Genomic DNA, 14039 nt, shown 5'->3' with positions numbered 1-14039 from the left:
GGCTTACTCGAGAGTCAGTTTTGCCGTGCTGCCACGGATCTTGTCGGCCAGGTCGACCTTCTTGCCGTTGAAGTACAGTTCGGCCTGCTGGGCATTGCCGATCACGACCCGGTACGGCGGCTTGCCGGTCACGGTCTTCTCGGCACCAGCGGAAACCTTTTCGTACAGCAGCTTGTTGCCATCGGCATCCAGCACCGACACCCAGCTGTCGGTCTTGGCCAGAATGCGGACGGCGCCGGTTGCGGCCGGCGTTTCTGCCGCAGCCGCAGTCGGTGCCGGCGCGGTGGCCGTGTCGGCCGACGGAGTGGTCGGTGCGGCGGTATCGGTGCCCGGAGCGGGTGCCGTCGACGTGTCCGGCGCCGGCGTTTCGGTCGTCGCGGGCGCCGCTTCAGGCACCTCGTCGGCCGGCGGCGTTTCGGCATCGGTCACCAGCGCACCGGCTTCCGGCTGCGCCATGTCCGCCACCGGGGCAGCCGGAGCAGTGTAGTTGACCAGGGCGCCATAGCCGATATAACCGGCAATGCCGAGCAGGGCCAGCAGCAGTACGCTCTTGACGACCCGGCCGCCATTGCCGCCCGACCGTGCCGGACGCGGCGCAACCGGTTCTGAGGCGGTCTGCTGTTCGGGGACCGGCGTTGCGGCGACTGCCGTGCTCGGCAGATGGCCGTCCAGCCAGGCCAGCAGCGGTGCGGCATCCATCTCCAGGAAACGTGCGTAGTTGCGCACAAAGCCTCGCGCGAAGGTCGGTCCTGGCAATTTGTCGTAATTGTCCGCCTCGATGGCTTCGATCTGTCGCTTCGACAGCTTGATCTGGTCGGCCACTTCCTGGATGGAAATGCCGCGCTTGATCCGCTCGTTGGACAGCATGACGCCGGCCGATTGCATCGGTGCGGCCGTTTCGCGGGGGATGTCACTGGTCATCTGGGGATTCCGCTCGTTGTACTGTTGAGCCGGGTCCGGGTCGGGACGACGGCACTTGAGTTCCAAAATTTACCGACTTCTTCACTGGTGTCCCCACACATCGCACCTGTGCGTTCGCGCCAACGGAAAGATCGACGGCAACGGGTCATGAACCGCCATTCTCCGTCAGCCAGCGAATCTTGCGTTTTGTCTTGTCCTGAACCTGTCCGGCCAGTTGCCCGCAGGCGGCATCGATATCGTCGCCGCGCGTTTTGCGGATCGTGGTGACATGGCCGGCATCCACCAGAATGTCGCGGAACGCGCGCACCGCATTGTTGCTCGATCGCTCGTACCCCGAGTTGGGGAACGGGTTGAACGGGATCAGGTTGAATTTGCATGGCACGTCGCGGACGAGGGCCACCAGTTGCCGGGCATGTTCCGGTCTGTCGTTCACCCCGTCAAGCATCACATATTCAAAGGTGACGAAATCGCGCGGTGCGCGCTCGAGGTAGCGTTGACAGGCTGCCAGCAGTTCGCGCAGCGGATATTTCCGGTTGATCGGCACGATCTCGTCGCGGATGGCGTCGTTCGGCGCGTGCAGGCTGACGGCCAGCGCGACCGGACAGTCCTCGCGCAGACGGTCCATGACCGGGACCATCCCGGACGTCGACACGGTGACGCGGCGGCGCGACAGCCCGTAACCATGGTCGTCGAGCATGATCTGCAGCGCGGCGACCACATTGTCGTAATTGGCGAGCGGTTCGCCCATGCCCATCATCACGACATTGGAGATGACGCGTTCGTTCTTCTGCGTCACCCCCAGGGATTTGTTTGCCCACCACAGCTGGCCGATGATCTCGGCAGTGGTGAGATTGCGGTTGAAGCCCTGGCGCCCGGTCGAGCAGAACGTGCATTCCAGCGCACAGCCGACCTGGCTCGACACGCACAGCGTGCCGCGCTCGTTCTCGGGAATGAAGACGGTTTCCACCCCGTTGCCGGTACCGACATCCAGCAGCCACTTGCGCGTGCCGTCGGTGGACTGCTGCTCGGCCATCAGGCTGGGCACGGTCACGCAGGCCGACTGTTCAAGCTTGGCGCGCAGGCTCTTGGCGAGATCGGTCATGGCGCCGAAATCGTTTTCGCCCATCTGGTGCATCCAGCGCATCACCTGTCTGGCGCGAAAAGGCTTTTCGCCCATGGCGGCGAAATGGTCGGTGAGTTGCGGGAGGGTGAAATCGAGCAGATTGGTCTTCATGGCACAACACGAGGTGAGAAGCCGCGCGGGACACCGTCCCGGCGCGGCAGGCGCGATCAGCGCGAGTAGACTTCCGAAGCGGCGAAGAAGTAGGCGATTTCGATCGCGGCGTTTTCAGCGCTGTCCGAACCGTGGACGGCGTTGGCGTCGATCGAGTCGGCGAAGTCGGCGCGGATGGTGCCCTTGTCGGCCTTTTTCGGGTCGGTGGCGCCCATCAGGTCACGGTTCTTCAGCACGGCGTTTTCGCCTTCCAGCGCCTGGATCATCACCGGGCCGGAGATCATGAACTGGACCAGGTCGTTGAAGAACGGACGTTCCTTGTGCACGGCGTAGAAGCCTTCGGCTTCGCTGCGGGACAGATGCTTCATCTTGGCGGCGACAACCTTCAGGCCAGCCGACTCGAAACGATCGTAGATCTTGCCGATCACGTTCTTGCCCACGGCGTCAGGCTTTACAATTGACAGGGTACGTTCGATTGCCATACAAAGTCTCCTCGACATGAATTCGGTATAAATTGGAAGGCACATGCCTTCGATGAACCCGATATTCTAGCAGTGTTGCGGCTCCGGCGTCGCGATTCGCACCGCCGTGGCTGACGAACGACAGACAACTGTTTCCAACCCGGGAGTCTGCGGGCCGGCCAATGGACAATGATCCGGCGGCACACTTGCCCTGCGGGCCGGTTGTACCCTGCCCGCCCAGACTCCCGCCGACGCCGGCGGGCCGCCCGCTTCACCCGCATGACCGGACTATGACCGAACCCACCGAGAAACCGACCCCCACCGTCTCCCGCAAGTCGCTGCTGATCGCGGCGGGCATCGTCACAACGGCGCTGATCGCCTGGCCGGTCTACAACAGCGTGACCCGCCCCGTCGCGCCGCCGGGCGGCGCGCCAGCAGCAAAGAGCGAAGGCATCATCACGCCGCCACATCCGGCGGCGGTGGAAACGGCACCGGACAGCGCGACGGAGAAGCCGGCCGAGCCCGCCCCGGCAGCCGAAGCGGCAGCCGAGCCGACGGCACCGGCCACCGAGGCACCGGCCCATGCGCCGGCCGAACCGGTGACGCCGGCCCAGCCCAAGGCCGCACCGGCGGCAGCACCGGCCGCCAGCGCCGCGCACCCCGCCGCCAGCAAGGCGACCGAGAAGCCGGCCGCACCGGCACCGAAAGCAGCAACCAGAGACAGCGCAACACCGCCCGCGAAGGCCGCCGCCAGGGAAACCGAAGCGCCGGTCGCAAAGAGTGCGCCCGCGCAGAAACCGGCAGCCACGGCCAAACCCGCTCCTGCCGCGGCCGCGGCGCCGACGCCGGTACCGTACCGTACCGCGCCGCCGACCGAGGCCGCACGTCCGGACGGCAGCTCGGTCGGTTACCGTATCCAGCTCGGCCTGTTCAGCAATCTCGACAATGCGACGGCACTGGTCCAGCGCCTGAAGAAGTCCGGGATCGCCGCCCAGTCGGAAACCCGGGTCAGCGTCGGCCCGTTCACGACCCGTGCCGAGGCGGACGAGGCAATGACGCAGCTGAAGGCCATGGGCCTGACCCCGCTGCTGGCACCGAATGGCAAGCTGTAGCAGCAGCTAGCGCGGCTGGAAGGCGATGATCGCCATGCCGGCCAGCGCGATGCCCGCCCCGGCCAGATCCCAGCCGGTCGGCCGCACGCCATCCACGCCCCACAGCCACAACAGCGCCACGCCGATATACACGCCGCCATATGCCGCATAGACGCGGCCGGCGGCGGCTTCGTGCAGGCTGAGCAGCCAGGCGAACAGCGCCAGGCTCAGCGCGGCCGGCAGCAGCACCCAGACCGGTGCGCCGCGTTTCAGCCACAGCCACGGCAGGTAGCAGCCGGCAATCTCCGCGACCGCCGTCAGCACATACAGCAGCAGGGTCTTCACAGCGCCAGATCGTCGACCGGCACCCGCTCGAACGGATCGCCCTGATGCGGCAGCGCCAGATATTCGCTGGTCTGCATTTCCGACAGCCGGCTCGCGGTGCGGAAGAACTCGCTGGCCTGCACCCCTTCGGTATACAGCGCATCCGCCTCGACTTCGGCCGACATCACCAGCTTGACCCGGCTGTCGTAGAACACGTCGACCAGCCAGGTAAAGCGTCGCGCTTCACTGGCCTGGCTGGCACTCAGCTTCGGCATGCCGGACACGAACACGGTGTGATAGGCACGGGCGATCTCGACATAGTCGGTCTGCGCACGCGGGCCGGCGCAGATTTCCATGAAGTCGAACCAGATCACGCCGGGCACATGCCGCACGCACTTCAGCTTGCGATCGAACAGCGTGATTTCGCGCTTCAGCGCCTTGCCCGGCGCCAGCCGGGTCCAGATTTCTTCCAGCCGTTCCTGGCTGCCGGCCAGTGGCGTCACATACAGCGGCTCACGGGTCAGTTCCCGGTGCCGGTAGTCGCGCCCCCCGTCGACGTTCAGCACATCCATCCACTCGTTGATCAGTGCGATGGTCGGCAGGAAATTCATCCGCTGCAGCCCGTTCGGATACAGCGCATCCGGCTGGTAATTCGAGGTCATGACAAAGATCACGCCATGCTCGAACAGCTCCTTCAGCAGCCGGGCGAGAATCATCGCGTCGGCAATGTCGGAGACGTGGAATTCGTCGAAGCACATCAGCCGTGTCCGCTCGGCGATGCGCCGCGCGACCGTGACCAGCGGATCGGCTTCGTTGGTCAGCGTCCGCAGTTCGGCATGCACTTCCATCATGAACTGGTGGAAATGCACGCGCCGCTTGCGCCGGTACGGCACGCACGCATAGAACGCATCCATCAGGAAGCTCTTGCCGCGACCGACCCCGCCCCAGAAGTACAGCCCGCGCGGCACTTCCGGATTGCGCAGGCTCTTGCCGAGGAAGCGGCCGCGCCGTTTCTTGAATTCCATCAGCTGGAAGTACAGCCGGTCCAGATGGTCGATGGCCTCGGCCTGGGCCGGGTCGACGATAAAGCCGGGGCGGCCCGCCAGCTGCTCGTACCAGGCTTTGGGTGACAACTGGGTATTCTGACCGGGAGAGAAAGCGTGTTGCGACATGCGAAAAGGGACGGGGAGGCAAAGCGGCAATCTAGCATAGCCGGGCGGGACAGGTCCGCGCAGGCAAAGAAAAAACCCGCCGGCAGGCGGGTTTTTCTTTGCAACGCAAAGGCGTTACAGGTCCTTGGCGTTTTCGGCCAGGTAGGACGCGACGCCGCTCGGGTCGGCCTTCATGCCCTTCTTGCCCTTGTTCCAGCCTGCCGGGCAGACTTCGCCGTTTTCTTCGAAGAACTGCAGCGCGTCGACCATGCGCAGTGCTTCGTCGATATTGCGGCCCAGCGGCAGGTCGTTGACGACCTGGTGACGGACCTGGCCGGCACGGTCGATCAGGAAGGTGCCACGGAAGGCCACGCCGCCTTCGGATTCGACGTCGAATGCCTGGGCAATTTCATGCCTGGTGTCGGCGACCAGCGTGTAGCCGACCTGGCCGATACCGCCCTTTTCCACCGGGGTGTTGCGCCAGGCGTTGTGGGTGAACTGGCTGTCGATCGACACGCCGATGACTTCGACGTTGTGCTTCTTGAACTCTTCCAGGCGGTGATCGAACGCGATCAGTTCCGACGGGCACACGAAGGTGAAGTCAAGCGGGTAGAAGAACACGACGGCGTACTTGCCGGCGGTCGCGCTCTTGAAATTGAAGTTGTCGACGATCTGGCCGTCGCCGAGCACGGCCGAGAAGGTCTTGTCAGCGTCAGCGAAGAACGGAGCCTGTTTACCAACCAGAACTGCCATGAGGGTCTCCTTGTTTGATGCGGGTAAAGTGGGCAGGTGCGCCCGATGTGATTGCCGACGTTATAACGAAGCGTCCCGGCGCGATCCAATTGATTCGGCTAATGGCGCGCATAGCGTGCGGCAATCAATGAATCCGGGCATATCCTCTTAGTAATGGGGCATGGCCGGGCTTTTTTCAAGGGCGGCGGCCATGCCGGCAAGCGGGCAAATAGGACAACATATTTGTCCGTATTGGCCGGGAGTGCTTTAATGGCGGTCTCGCTGAGAGACATTACAAAACCACAAGCCTGACGGTCGCCAGAACCGCACACGCGCCCCGAACGCGGCCCGCACTGACTGCATGCGTGATGTTTCATCCGACTCGCGCGCCCACACACATGCCCGCGCCATCCGCGCCCGCCTGGCAGCCAGTCCACGACCCGGTCACCGACGTGCCGACCAGGCTGGAGAAACCATCATGAGTGAACAACGCATTCGCTGCGCAGCCCTGCTCGACAGAGTCACTACCCCGGCCAAGGCCGCCGAACTGATCCGCGACGGCATGACCGTCGGCACCAGCGGGTTCACCCGCGCCGGCGACGCCAAGGAAGTCCCGATCGCGCTGGCCGAACGCGCCCGTACCGAGCCGCTGCACATCACGCTGATTACCGGCGCCTCGCTCGGCCACGACGTCGACAAGGTGCTGACCGAAGCCGGCGTGCTGGCCCGCCGCATGCCGTTCCAGGTCGACACCACGCTGCGCCGCGCGATCAATCGCGGCGAAGTGATGTTTATCGACCAGCATCTGTCGGAAACGGTCGAGCTGCTGCGCTCGAACCAGATCGGCCCGATGGACGTCGCCATCATCGAGGCGGTGGCCATCACCGAGGACGGCGGCATCGTGCCGACCACCTCGGTCGGCAACTCTGCCAGCTTCGCCATCCTGGCCGAGAAGGTGATCGTCGAGATCAACCTGAGCCAGTCGCCGGCACTGGAAGGCCTGCACGACATCTGGATTCCGAAACCGCGCCCGACCCGCGAGCCGCTGCCCATCGTCACCCCGCACGACCGCGTCGGCACCACTTCGGTGCATATCCCGCTGGAAAAGATCGCCGCCATCGTCATCACCGAGAAAGCAGACAGTGCGTCGACCGTGCTGCCGGCTGACGAAGACACGGCACTGATCGCCTCCCACCTGATCGAATTCCTCAAGCACGAAGTGTCGCGCGGTCGCCTGTCGGCACAACTGCCGCCGCTGCAGGCCGGCATCGGCACCATCGCCAATGCGGTGCTGGCCGGCTTCGTCAATGCACCGTTCGAGAACCTGACCATGTATTCGGAGGTGCTGCAGGATTCGACCTTCGACCTGATGGACTCGGGCAAGATGACTTTTGCCTCCGGCTCGTCGATCACGCTGTCGGCAGCCAAGCACAAGCAGGTGTTCCAGAACATGGACCGCTACCGCGACAAGCTGGTGCTGCGCCCGCAGGAGGTCAGCAACCATCCGGAAGTGATCCGCCGCCTCGGCCTGATCGCGCTGAATACCGCACTGGAAGTCGACATCTACGGCAATGTGAACTCGACCCACGTCGGCGGCACGCACATGATGAACGGCATCGGCGGCTCGGGCGACTTTGCCCGCAATGCCTATTTCGCCATTTTCGCCACCAAGTCGATCGCCAAGAACGGCAATGTCTCCAGCGTGGTGCCCATGGTGTCGCACTGCGACCACAACGAGCACGACGTGGACATCATCGTCACCGAGCAGGGTCTGGCCGACCTGCGCGGTCTGGCGCCGCGCGAACGGGCCAGGGTGATCATCGACAACTGTACCCACCCGCTGTACCGCGACCTGCTGCGCGATTACTACCGCGACGCACTGACGCTGGGCGGCCAGACGCCGCACCGGCTCGAACGCGCCTTCGAGCTGCATGTGCGCTACCGCGAAACCGGCTCGATGCTGGCCACCGCCGTCTAAGCCAGGCCCGGAACGACAAAAAGCCGACCCGTTACAGGTCGGCTTTTTTTCATGCCACGAGCCCGATAACTCAGGCGGTCGGCGTTTCTGCCTTCTGGCGCAGACGCAGGCTCAGTTCCTTGAGCTGCTTGTCGTCGACGACGTTCGGTGCATTGGTCAGCAGGCACTGTGCGCGCTGGGTCTTCGGGAACGCGATCACGTCGCGGATCGACTCCGCACCGGCCATCAGCGTCACCAGACGGTCGAGACCGAAGGCCAGGCCACCATGCGGCGGCGCGCCGAACTTCAGGTTGTCGAGCAGGAAGCCGAACTTGTTCTGCTGTTCCTCGGCCGAAATCTTCAGCGCGGAGAACACCTTTTCCTGCACTTCGGCACGGTGGATACGCACCGAACCGCCGCCGATTTCCCAGCCGTTCAGCACCATGTCGTAGGCACGGGCCAGGCAGTTGGCCGGATCGCTTTCCATCAGGTCTTCGTGACCCGGCTTCGGCGACGTGAACGGATGGTGGCAGGCCGTCCAGCGGTCTTCGTCCTCGTCGTACTCGAACATCGGGAAGTCGACCACCCACAGCGGGCGCCATTCGCGCACGAAGTAGCCGCCGGCCTCGCCGCGTGCGTGACCGATCTTCAGTCGCAGCGCGCCAATGGCTTCGTTCACCACCTTGGCCTTGTCGGCGCCAAAGAAGATGATGTCGCCGTTGTCGGCGCCGGTGCGGGTCATGATTTCGTTCAGCGCGTCGACCGACAGGAACTTGACGATCGGCGACTGCAGGCCGCTGGTTTCGTCATTGGTGATCTTGCTCTTGTCGTTGACCTTGATGTACGCCAGACCCTTGGCACCGTAGATGCTGACAAACTGGGTGTAGTCGTCGATTTCCTTGCGGCTGATGCTGGAACCGCCCGGCACGCGCAACGCCACCACGCGACCGTTCGGCAGATCGGCCGCCCCGCGGAAGACCTTGAACGTCTCGGTCTTCATCAGGTCGGTCAGCTCGGTGAACTTGAGGCTGACGCGCAGGTCCGGCTTGTCCGAACCGTAGTAGAACATCGCATCCTGATAGCTCATGCGCGGGAAATCGCCAAGCTCGACCTGCATCACGTCGCGGAAGATCTCGCGCGTCATGCCTTCGGTGATGTCCATGATCTCGCCCTCGTTCAGGAACGAGGTTTCCAGGTCGATCTGGGTGAATTCAGGCTGACGGTCGGCACGCAGGTCTTCGTCGCGGAAACACTTGGTGATCTGGTAGTAGCGGTCGAAGCCGGCCACCATCAGCAGCTGCTTGAACAGCTGCGGGCTTTGCGGCAGCGCGAAGAACGAGCCCGGATGCACGCGGCTCGGCACCAGGTAGTCGCGAGCGCCTTCCGGGGTCGAACGGCCGAGGATCGGCGTTTCGATGTCGATGAAGCCCTGCTTGTCCAGGTACTGGCGCACGCCCATCGCCACGCGGTAGCGCAGGCGCAGGTTCTTCTGCATGGCCGGACGGCGCAGGTCGATGACGCGGTTGGTCAGACGCACGGTTTCGGACAGGTTTTCGTCGTCAATCTGGAACGGCGGCGTGGCAGCCGTGTTCAGGATCTCGATGTCCTTGGCCAGGATTTCGATCTGGCCCGACACCAGACCGGTATTGACGGTCCCTTCCGGGCGATTGCGCACGATGCCGCTGATCGACAGCACGAATTCGTTGCGCGCGCTGTCGGCGGTGCTGAAGGCTTCCGGCGTGTCCGGATCGATGACGACCTGCACCAGACCCTCGCGGTCGCGCAGGTCGATGAAGATGACGCCGCCGTGGTCACGACGACGATGAACCCAGCCCTTGACCGTCACGGTCTGGCCGAGAAAGCGGGTGTCGATGAGTCCGCAGTAATCGGTACGCATGGTGTGCTGACTTTCGATTTTGGAGCACCCCGCCGGCCACACGGCCGGCAGGGCCCCCTGTTGGAATTAACGGGTTTTCTGTCCGGGCGTCACTACGCCCATCGAGATGATGTACTTGAGCGCGTCGTCCACGCTCATGTCCAGTTCATGGGTGTCGGCCTTCCGGACCATGACGAAATAGCCCGAGGTCGGGTTCGGCGTGGTCGGGACGTAGACGCTGACATATTCCTCGCCGCCCAGGTGCTCGATGACGCCCTTGCCCGGATGACCGGTCAGGAAGGCGATGGTCCAGGCATCCTGGTGCGGAAACTGCACCAGCAGCGCCTTGCGGAACGATTGTCCCGAGCCGGACAGCAGGGTGTCGCTGACCTGCTTGACGCTGGAGTAGATCGATTTCACCACCGGAATGCGCCCCATCAGCGCATCCCAGAAGCCGACCAGTTTCTGGCCGAGGATGTTGGCGGCGAACGCGCCGGTGAAAATCATCACCAGCAGCGCGAACAGCAGACCGAGGCCGGGAATGTGGAAGCCGATCAGCGACTGCGGCTGCCAGGAGCCCGGCAGCCAGTCCAGCGTCTGGTCCATGGTGCTGACGATCAGGTCGAGCACCCACAATGTCACCGCCAGCGGCAACCAGATCAGGAAACCGGTGACCAGGTAACCCTTCAGTGTAAGACGGACTCTCAGCATCGCTCAGCCGCAGCCTCCGCAACCGCCACCCTGTGCGGCGGACGCGGGACAGGCAGGCGCCTTGTTCTTGAAGTCGGTGGCGTAAAAACCGCCGCCTTTCAGCTGGAACCCGCCCACGGCGGACAACTGCTTGGCATAATCGCCGCCGCCGCATTGCGGGCAGGCGGCAATCGGGTCGGCGGACAGCTTCTGCAGGTGTTCCTGCTCGTGTCCGCAGCTCCCGCAGCGGTATTCATAGATCGGCATGACCGTCGTTCTCTCTGGCATGACCGTGTACATGGCACGGCGCTTGCGTTCGGTATCGGAAAAATGTCGGATGAGATATTGTCATGATGACATCTTGCTGCATTGCAGCAAAAATACCATACAGCCTGTATGCTTATACGGTATTTGCAAACGGCAAAGTATAGCGCACTGCCGGCGCAAAGAAAAAACGCTGCAACGCGTGACTGACCATGTCATCAGAGCGGCGTGGTTTAAGGTGTTTGTCATTAGCTGTTGTTATTTTATTGCTGTCATCCAGCACGGGAGCTTTACATGCAGAACCTGTCCAACGTCATCGCCGGCAAAAAAGGCCTTATCGTCGGCATCGCCAACGACAACTCCATCGCCTACGGTTGCGCCGAGGTCCTGAAGCAGTGCGGCGCCGAGTTCGCCGTCACCTACCTGAACGAGAAGGCCGAACGCTTTGTGCGCCCGCTGGCCGAATCGCTGGGCGCCGGCATCATCATGCCGATGGACGTCGAGGTCCCGGGCCAGCTGGAAGCCGTGTTCGCCGAGATCGAAAAGAAGTGGGGCAAGCTCGACTTCGTGATCCACTCGATCGCCTTCTGCCCGATGGACGACCTGCACGGCCGCGTGACCGACTGCTCGGCCGAAGGCTTTGGCCAGGCGATGCGCGTGTCGTGCTACTCGCTGATCGAGATGGCCCGACTGGCCGAACCGCTGATGACCGACGGCGGCACCATCGTCACCATGACCTACTATGGCGCCGACAAGGTGGTGGAGAACTATAACGTGATGGGCCCGGTCAAAGCCGCGCTGGAATCCACCGTCCGCTACCTGGCCGCCGAGCTGGGCCGCAAGCGCATCCGCGTCAATGCCGTGTCGCCGGGACCGCTGCGCACCCGCGCCGCCAGCGGCATCGCCCACTTCGATCGCCTGATCGAGGATGCCATCGCCAAGACGCCGGAACACAAGCTGGTCGATATCGAAGATGTCGGCATGACCACCGCGTTCCTGATTTCCGACGCCGGCCGCGCGCTGACCGGCGAGACGGTCTACGTCGACCGCGGCTTCCACCACATGGTCTGATCACCCCGCCCCCCTTTCCACCGCTTAATCCAGGACCGTCACCATGAATCGAGACGAACGCGCCTTTGATCCCCTGATCGCCCAGGCCAAAGCCCATGGGGCGATCACCATGTCGGTCTGCCACCCGTGCAGCACGGAATCGCTGCTCGGCGCCATCGAGTCGGCCCAGCACGGGCTGATCGAGCCGATCCTGGTCGCCCCGCGCAGCAAGCTCGACAAGCTTGCCAACACGCTGGACATCGACCTCGGCCGTTATCGCGTCGTCGACGTCGAGCACAGCCATGCCGCGGCGGAAAAGGCCGTCGAGCTGGTCCGCAGCGGCGAAGCGCAGGCGCTGATGAAGGGCAGCCTGCATACCGACGAGTTCATGTCCGCCGCGCTGGACCGCAATCTCGGCATCCGCACCGACCGTCGCATCAGCCACGTGTTCATCATGCGGGTATCGACCTATCCGCGACCGCTGTTCATCACCGATGCGGCGATCAATATCGCGCCGAACCTGAAGACCAAGGTCGACATCACCCAGAACGCCATCGACCTGGCCCATGCGCTCGGCGTCCCCATGCCGAAGGTCGCCATTCTGGCAGCGGTGGAAATGGTCAATCCGGACATGCAGTCGACCATCGACGCGGCCTGCCTGTGCAAGATGGCCGATCGCGGCCAGATTCGCGGCGCCATGCTCGACGGCCCGCTGGCCTTCGACAACGCCATCTCGCACGAGGCGGCCGACACCAAGGGCATTCTGTCCAAGGTTGCCGGCGAGCCGGACATCCTGGTGGTGCCGGACCTGGAGTCGGGCAATATGCTGGCCAAGCAGCTGACCTATCTTGCCGACGCCGCGTCGGCCGGCATCGTGATGGGCGCCCGGGTGCCGATCGTGCTGACCAGCCGCGCCGAAGACGCGCACGGTCGCCTCGCATCGGCGGCGGTCGCCAATGTGCTGGCCCATTACCGGGCCGGAGGCAAGGCATGAGCTGCAATGTGTTGCTGGCGCTGAACGCAGGCTCCGCGACGCTGAAGTTCCGCTGCTTCCTGCCCGGCAGCGATGTCGCACTGGCCAAGGGGCTGGTCGATGGCGTCGGGCGCGGTCGCGCGCACCTGACGCTGACCGCTGCCGACGGCAGCGTGCTGGTCGACCAGTCGCTGGGGGAAAGCGGTCATGCCGCCGCGCTGGGTGCGGTGCTGGCCCAGCTGGATACGCATGGCTGGCACCCGGTGGCCGTGGTTCACCGCATCGTCCACGGCGGCACCCGCTTCCGCCAGGCGACACGGCTGGATACCGCCACCATCGATGCCCTGCGCGAACTGTCGTCACTGGCGCCGCTGCACCAGCCGGTGGCGCTGGCCGCCATCGACGCGCTGACCACCATCGCCCCGGATACGCCGCAGATCGGCTGCTTCGATACCGCGTTCCACACCACCCAGGACCCGCTGGCCGCCCGCTTCGGCATTGCCCGCCACTGGCATGACCGGGGCGTGCAGCGCTACGGCTTCCACGGTCTGTCGTATGCCACCATTGCCCACAAGCTGCCGGCGCTGATCGGCCCCGACGCCGCCGAACAGCGGGTGGTGGTGCTGCACCTCGGCAGTGGTGCCAGCGCCTGCGCGCTGCACCAGCGCCGCAGCGTGGCCAGCAGCATGGGCTTCTCGGCCGCCGACGGGCTGTTGATGAGCACCCGCCCTGGCGGTCTCGATCCCGAGGTGGTGCTGTACTGGCAGGAACAGGCCGGCATGAACGTCGCCAATGTGCGCAGCGAGATCTACAAGCGTTCGGGCTTGCTGGGGGTATCCGGCATCTCGGCCGACATGCGCGACCTGCAGGACAACGACCGGCCGGAAGCGAACGAGGCGGTGGAGCTGTTCTGCTACCGTGCAGCGCGCGAAGTCGGTGCACTGGCGGTCCAGGCCGGCGGACTCGACCACATCGTGTTCACCGCCGGCATCGGCGAGCGCAGCACGCCGGTCCGTCGTCGCATCGTCGAACGGCTGTCCTGGCTCGGCTTCCAGCTGGACGCGGCGGCCAACGACAGCAATGCGCTGCGGATCTCGACCGTGGACAGCCCGCGTGGCATCTGGGTGATTCCGACCGACGAGGAAGGCCAGATGGCGCGCGAAGCCGCCGCACTGATCCCGGCCTGAAGCCGTCAGACAGGAAAAGTCCCCGGAACGCTTCGTTCCGGGGGCCCGGACTGTTCATAAAGGCGGGCACCGACGTTCACCATGGCGTGTCGGTGCAGGCCCGACTGACAGAAACTGTCGTGCACGGC

Annotated in this window: 14 protein-coding genes; 5 read left to right on the top strand and 9 right to left on the bottom strand. The window is 64.3% G+C overall.

The window, feature by feature from the left end; all coding sequences use genetic code 11:
• Nucleotides 1-3: 3 nt before the first annotated feature.
• The 3 genes from Q352_RS22425 to ndk form a co-directional block, all read right to left on the bottom strand.
• The gene (locus tag Q352_RS22425) at nucleotides 4-921 is read right to left on the bottom strand and encodes a helix-turn-helix domain-containing protein (RefSeq protein ID WP_028499961.1); all 918 of its coding nucleotides are present in this window, start codon (nucleotides 919-921) and stop codon (nucleotides 4-6) included.
• 145 nt (nucleotides 922-1066) lie between these two features.
• Nucleotides 1067-2155, bottom strand: coding sequence for a dual-specificity RNA methyltransferase RlmN (rlmN, locus tag Q352_RS0114465; RefSeq protein ID WP_028499960.1), 1089 nt, complete (start codon nucleotides 2153-2155; stop codon nucleotides 1067-1069).
• A 56-nt stretch (nucleotides 2156-2211) separates the two neighbouring features.
• The gene (gene ndk, locus Q352_RS0114460; RefSeq protein ID WP_028499959.1) at nucleotides 2212-2637 is read right to left on the bottom strand and encodes a nucleoside-diphosphate kinase; all 426 of its coding nucleotides are present in this window, start codon (nucleotides 2635-2637) and stop codon (nucleotides 2212-2214) included.
• Between the two features lie 269 nt (nucleotides 2638-2906).
• On the opposite strand from ndk, the gene Q352_RS21300 reads away from it, so the two are divergent.
• The gene (locus tag Q352_RS21300; RefSeq protein WP_051528988.1) at nucleotides 2907-3728 is read left to right on the top strand and encodes an SPOR domain-containing protein; all 822 of its coding nucleotides are present in this window, start codon (nucleotides 2907-2909) and stop codon (nucleotides 3726-3728) included.
• A 6-nt stretch (nucleotides 3729-3734) separates the two neighbouring features.
• Here Q352_RS21300 and Q352_RS0114450 read toward each other — a convergent pair whose 3' ends face one another.
• The 3 genes from Q352_RS0114450 to Q352_RS0114440 all read right to left on the bottom strand — a co-directional run bounded on the left by Q352_RS0114450 (nucleotide 3735) and on the right by Q352_RS0114440 (nucleotide 5935).
• The gene (locus Q352_RS0114450; RefSeq protein ID WP_028499958.1) at nucleotides 3735-4052 is read right to left on the bottom strand and encodes a YnfA family protein; all 318 of its coding nucleotides are present in this window, start codon (nucleotides 4050-4052) and stop codon (nucleotides 3735-3737) included.
• A complete protein-coding gene (gene zapE, locus Q352_RS0114445; RefSeq protein WP_199489872.1) occupies nucleotides 4049-5203 on the bottom strand; it encodes a cell division protein ZapE in 1155 nt (384 codons plus the stop codon). The genes Q352_RS0114450 and zapE overlap by 4 nt, the downstream gene beginning before the upstream one ends.
• A gap of 114 nt (nucleotides 5204-5317) precedes the next feature.
• Nucleotides 5318-5935, bottom strand: coding sequence for a peroxiredoxin (locus Q352_RS0114440; RefSeq protein WP_028499956.1), 618 nt, complete (start codon nucleotides 5933-5935; stop codon nucleotides 5318-5320).
• A gap of 457 nt (nucleotides 5936-6392) precedes the next feature.
• Between Q352_RS0114440 and scpC the strand changes: the two genes are divergently transcribed.
• Nucleotides 6393-7892 (top strand): succinyl-CoA:acetate CoA-transferase ScpC, encoded by a 1500-nt coding sequence (gene scpC / locus Q352_RS0114435; protein WP_028499955.1) that lies wholly within the window; start codon nucleotides 6393-6395, stop codon nucleotides 7890-7892.
• Nucleotides 7893-7962: 70 nt separating this feature from the next.
• Here the strand turns inward: scpC and aspS are convergent, their stop codons facing one another.
• The 3 genes from aspS to Q352_RS0114420 all read right to left on the bottom strand — a co-directional run bounded on the left by aspS (nucleotide 7963) and on the right by Q352_RS0114420 (nucleotide 10704).
• Nucleotides 7963-9768, bottom strand: coding sequence for an aspartate--tRNA ligase (aspS, locus tag Q352_RS0114430; protein ID WP_028499954.1), 1806 nt, complete (start codon nucleotides 9766-9768; stop codon nucleotides 7963-7965).
• Between the two features lie 66 nt (nucleotides 9769-9834).
• A complete protein-coding gene (locus Q352_RS0114425; protein WP_036386489.1) occupies nucleotides 9835-10458 on the bottom strand; it encodes a DUF502 domain-containing protein in 624 nt (207 codons plus the stop codon).
• 3 nt (nucleotides 10459-10461) lie between these two features.
• Nucleotides 10462-10704: an FmdB family zinc ribbon protein gene (locus Q352_RS0114420; protein WP_028499952.1), complete on the bottom strand. Its 243-nt coding sequence runs from the start codon at nucleotides 10702-10704 to the stop codon at nucleotides 10462-10464.
• Between the two features lie 291 nt (nucleotides 10705-10995).
• Between Q352_RS0114420 and fabI the strand changes: the two genes are divergently transcribed.
• The 3 genes from fabI to Q352_RS0114405 are packed head-to-tail and all read left to right on the top strand — an operon-like array spanning nucleotide 10996 to nucleotide 13911.
• On the top strand, nucleotides 10996-11772 hold the full coding sequence (gene fabI, locus Q352_RS0114415) for an enoyl-ACP reductase FabI (protein ID WP_028499951.1): 777 nt from the start codon (nucleotides 10996-10998) through the stop codon (nucleotides 11770-11772).
• 43 nt (nucleotides 11773-11815) lie between these two features.
• A complete protein-coding gene (locus Q352_RS0114410) occupies nucleotides 11816-12745 on the top strand; it encodes a bifunctional enoyl-CoA hydratase/phosphate acetyltransferase (protein ID WP_028499950.1) in 930 nt (309 codons plus the stop codon).
• Complete coding sequence (locus Q352_RS0114405; RefSeq protein ID WP_028499949.1) at nucleotides 12742-13911, top strand: acetate/propionate family kinase; 1170 nt, start codon at nucleotides 12742-12744, stop codon at nucleotides 13909-13911. Before Q352_RS0114410 ends, Q352_RS0114405 begins: the two co-directional genes overlap by 4 nt.
• Nucleotides 13912-14039 lie beyond the last annotated feature (128 nt).

The sequence above is a fragment of the Microvirgula aerodenitrificans DSM 15089 genome, assembly GCF_000620105.1.
Classification (GTDB): domain Bacteria; phylum Pseudomonadota; class Gammaproteobacteria; order Burkholderiales; family Aquaspirillaceae; genus Microvirgula; species Microvirgula aerodenitrificans.
The sequence above is the reverse complement of the archived record's forward strand: the minus strand, read 5'-3'. Positions and strand labels throughout refer to the sequence as shown.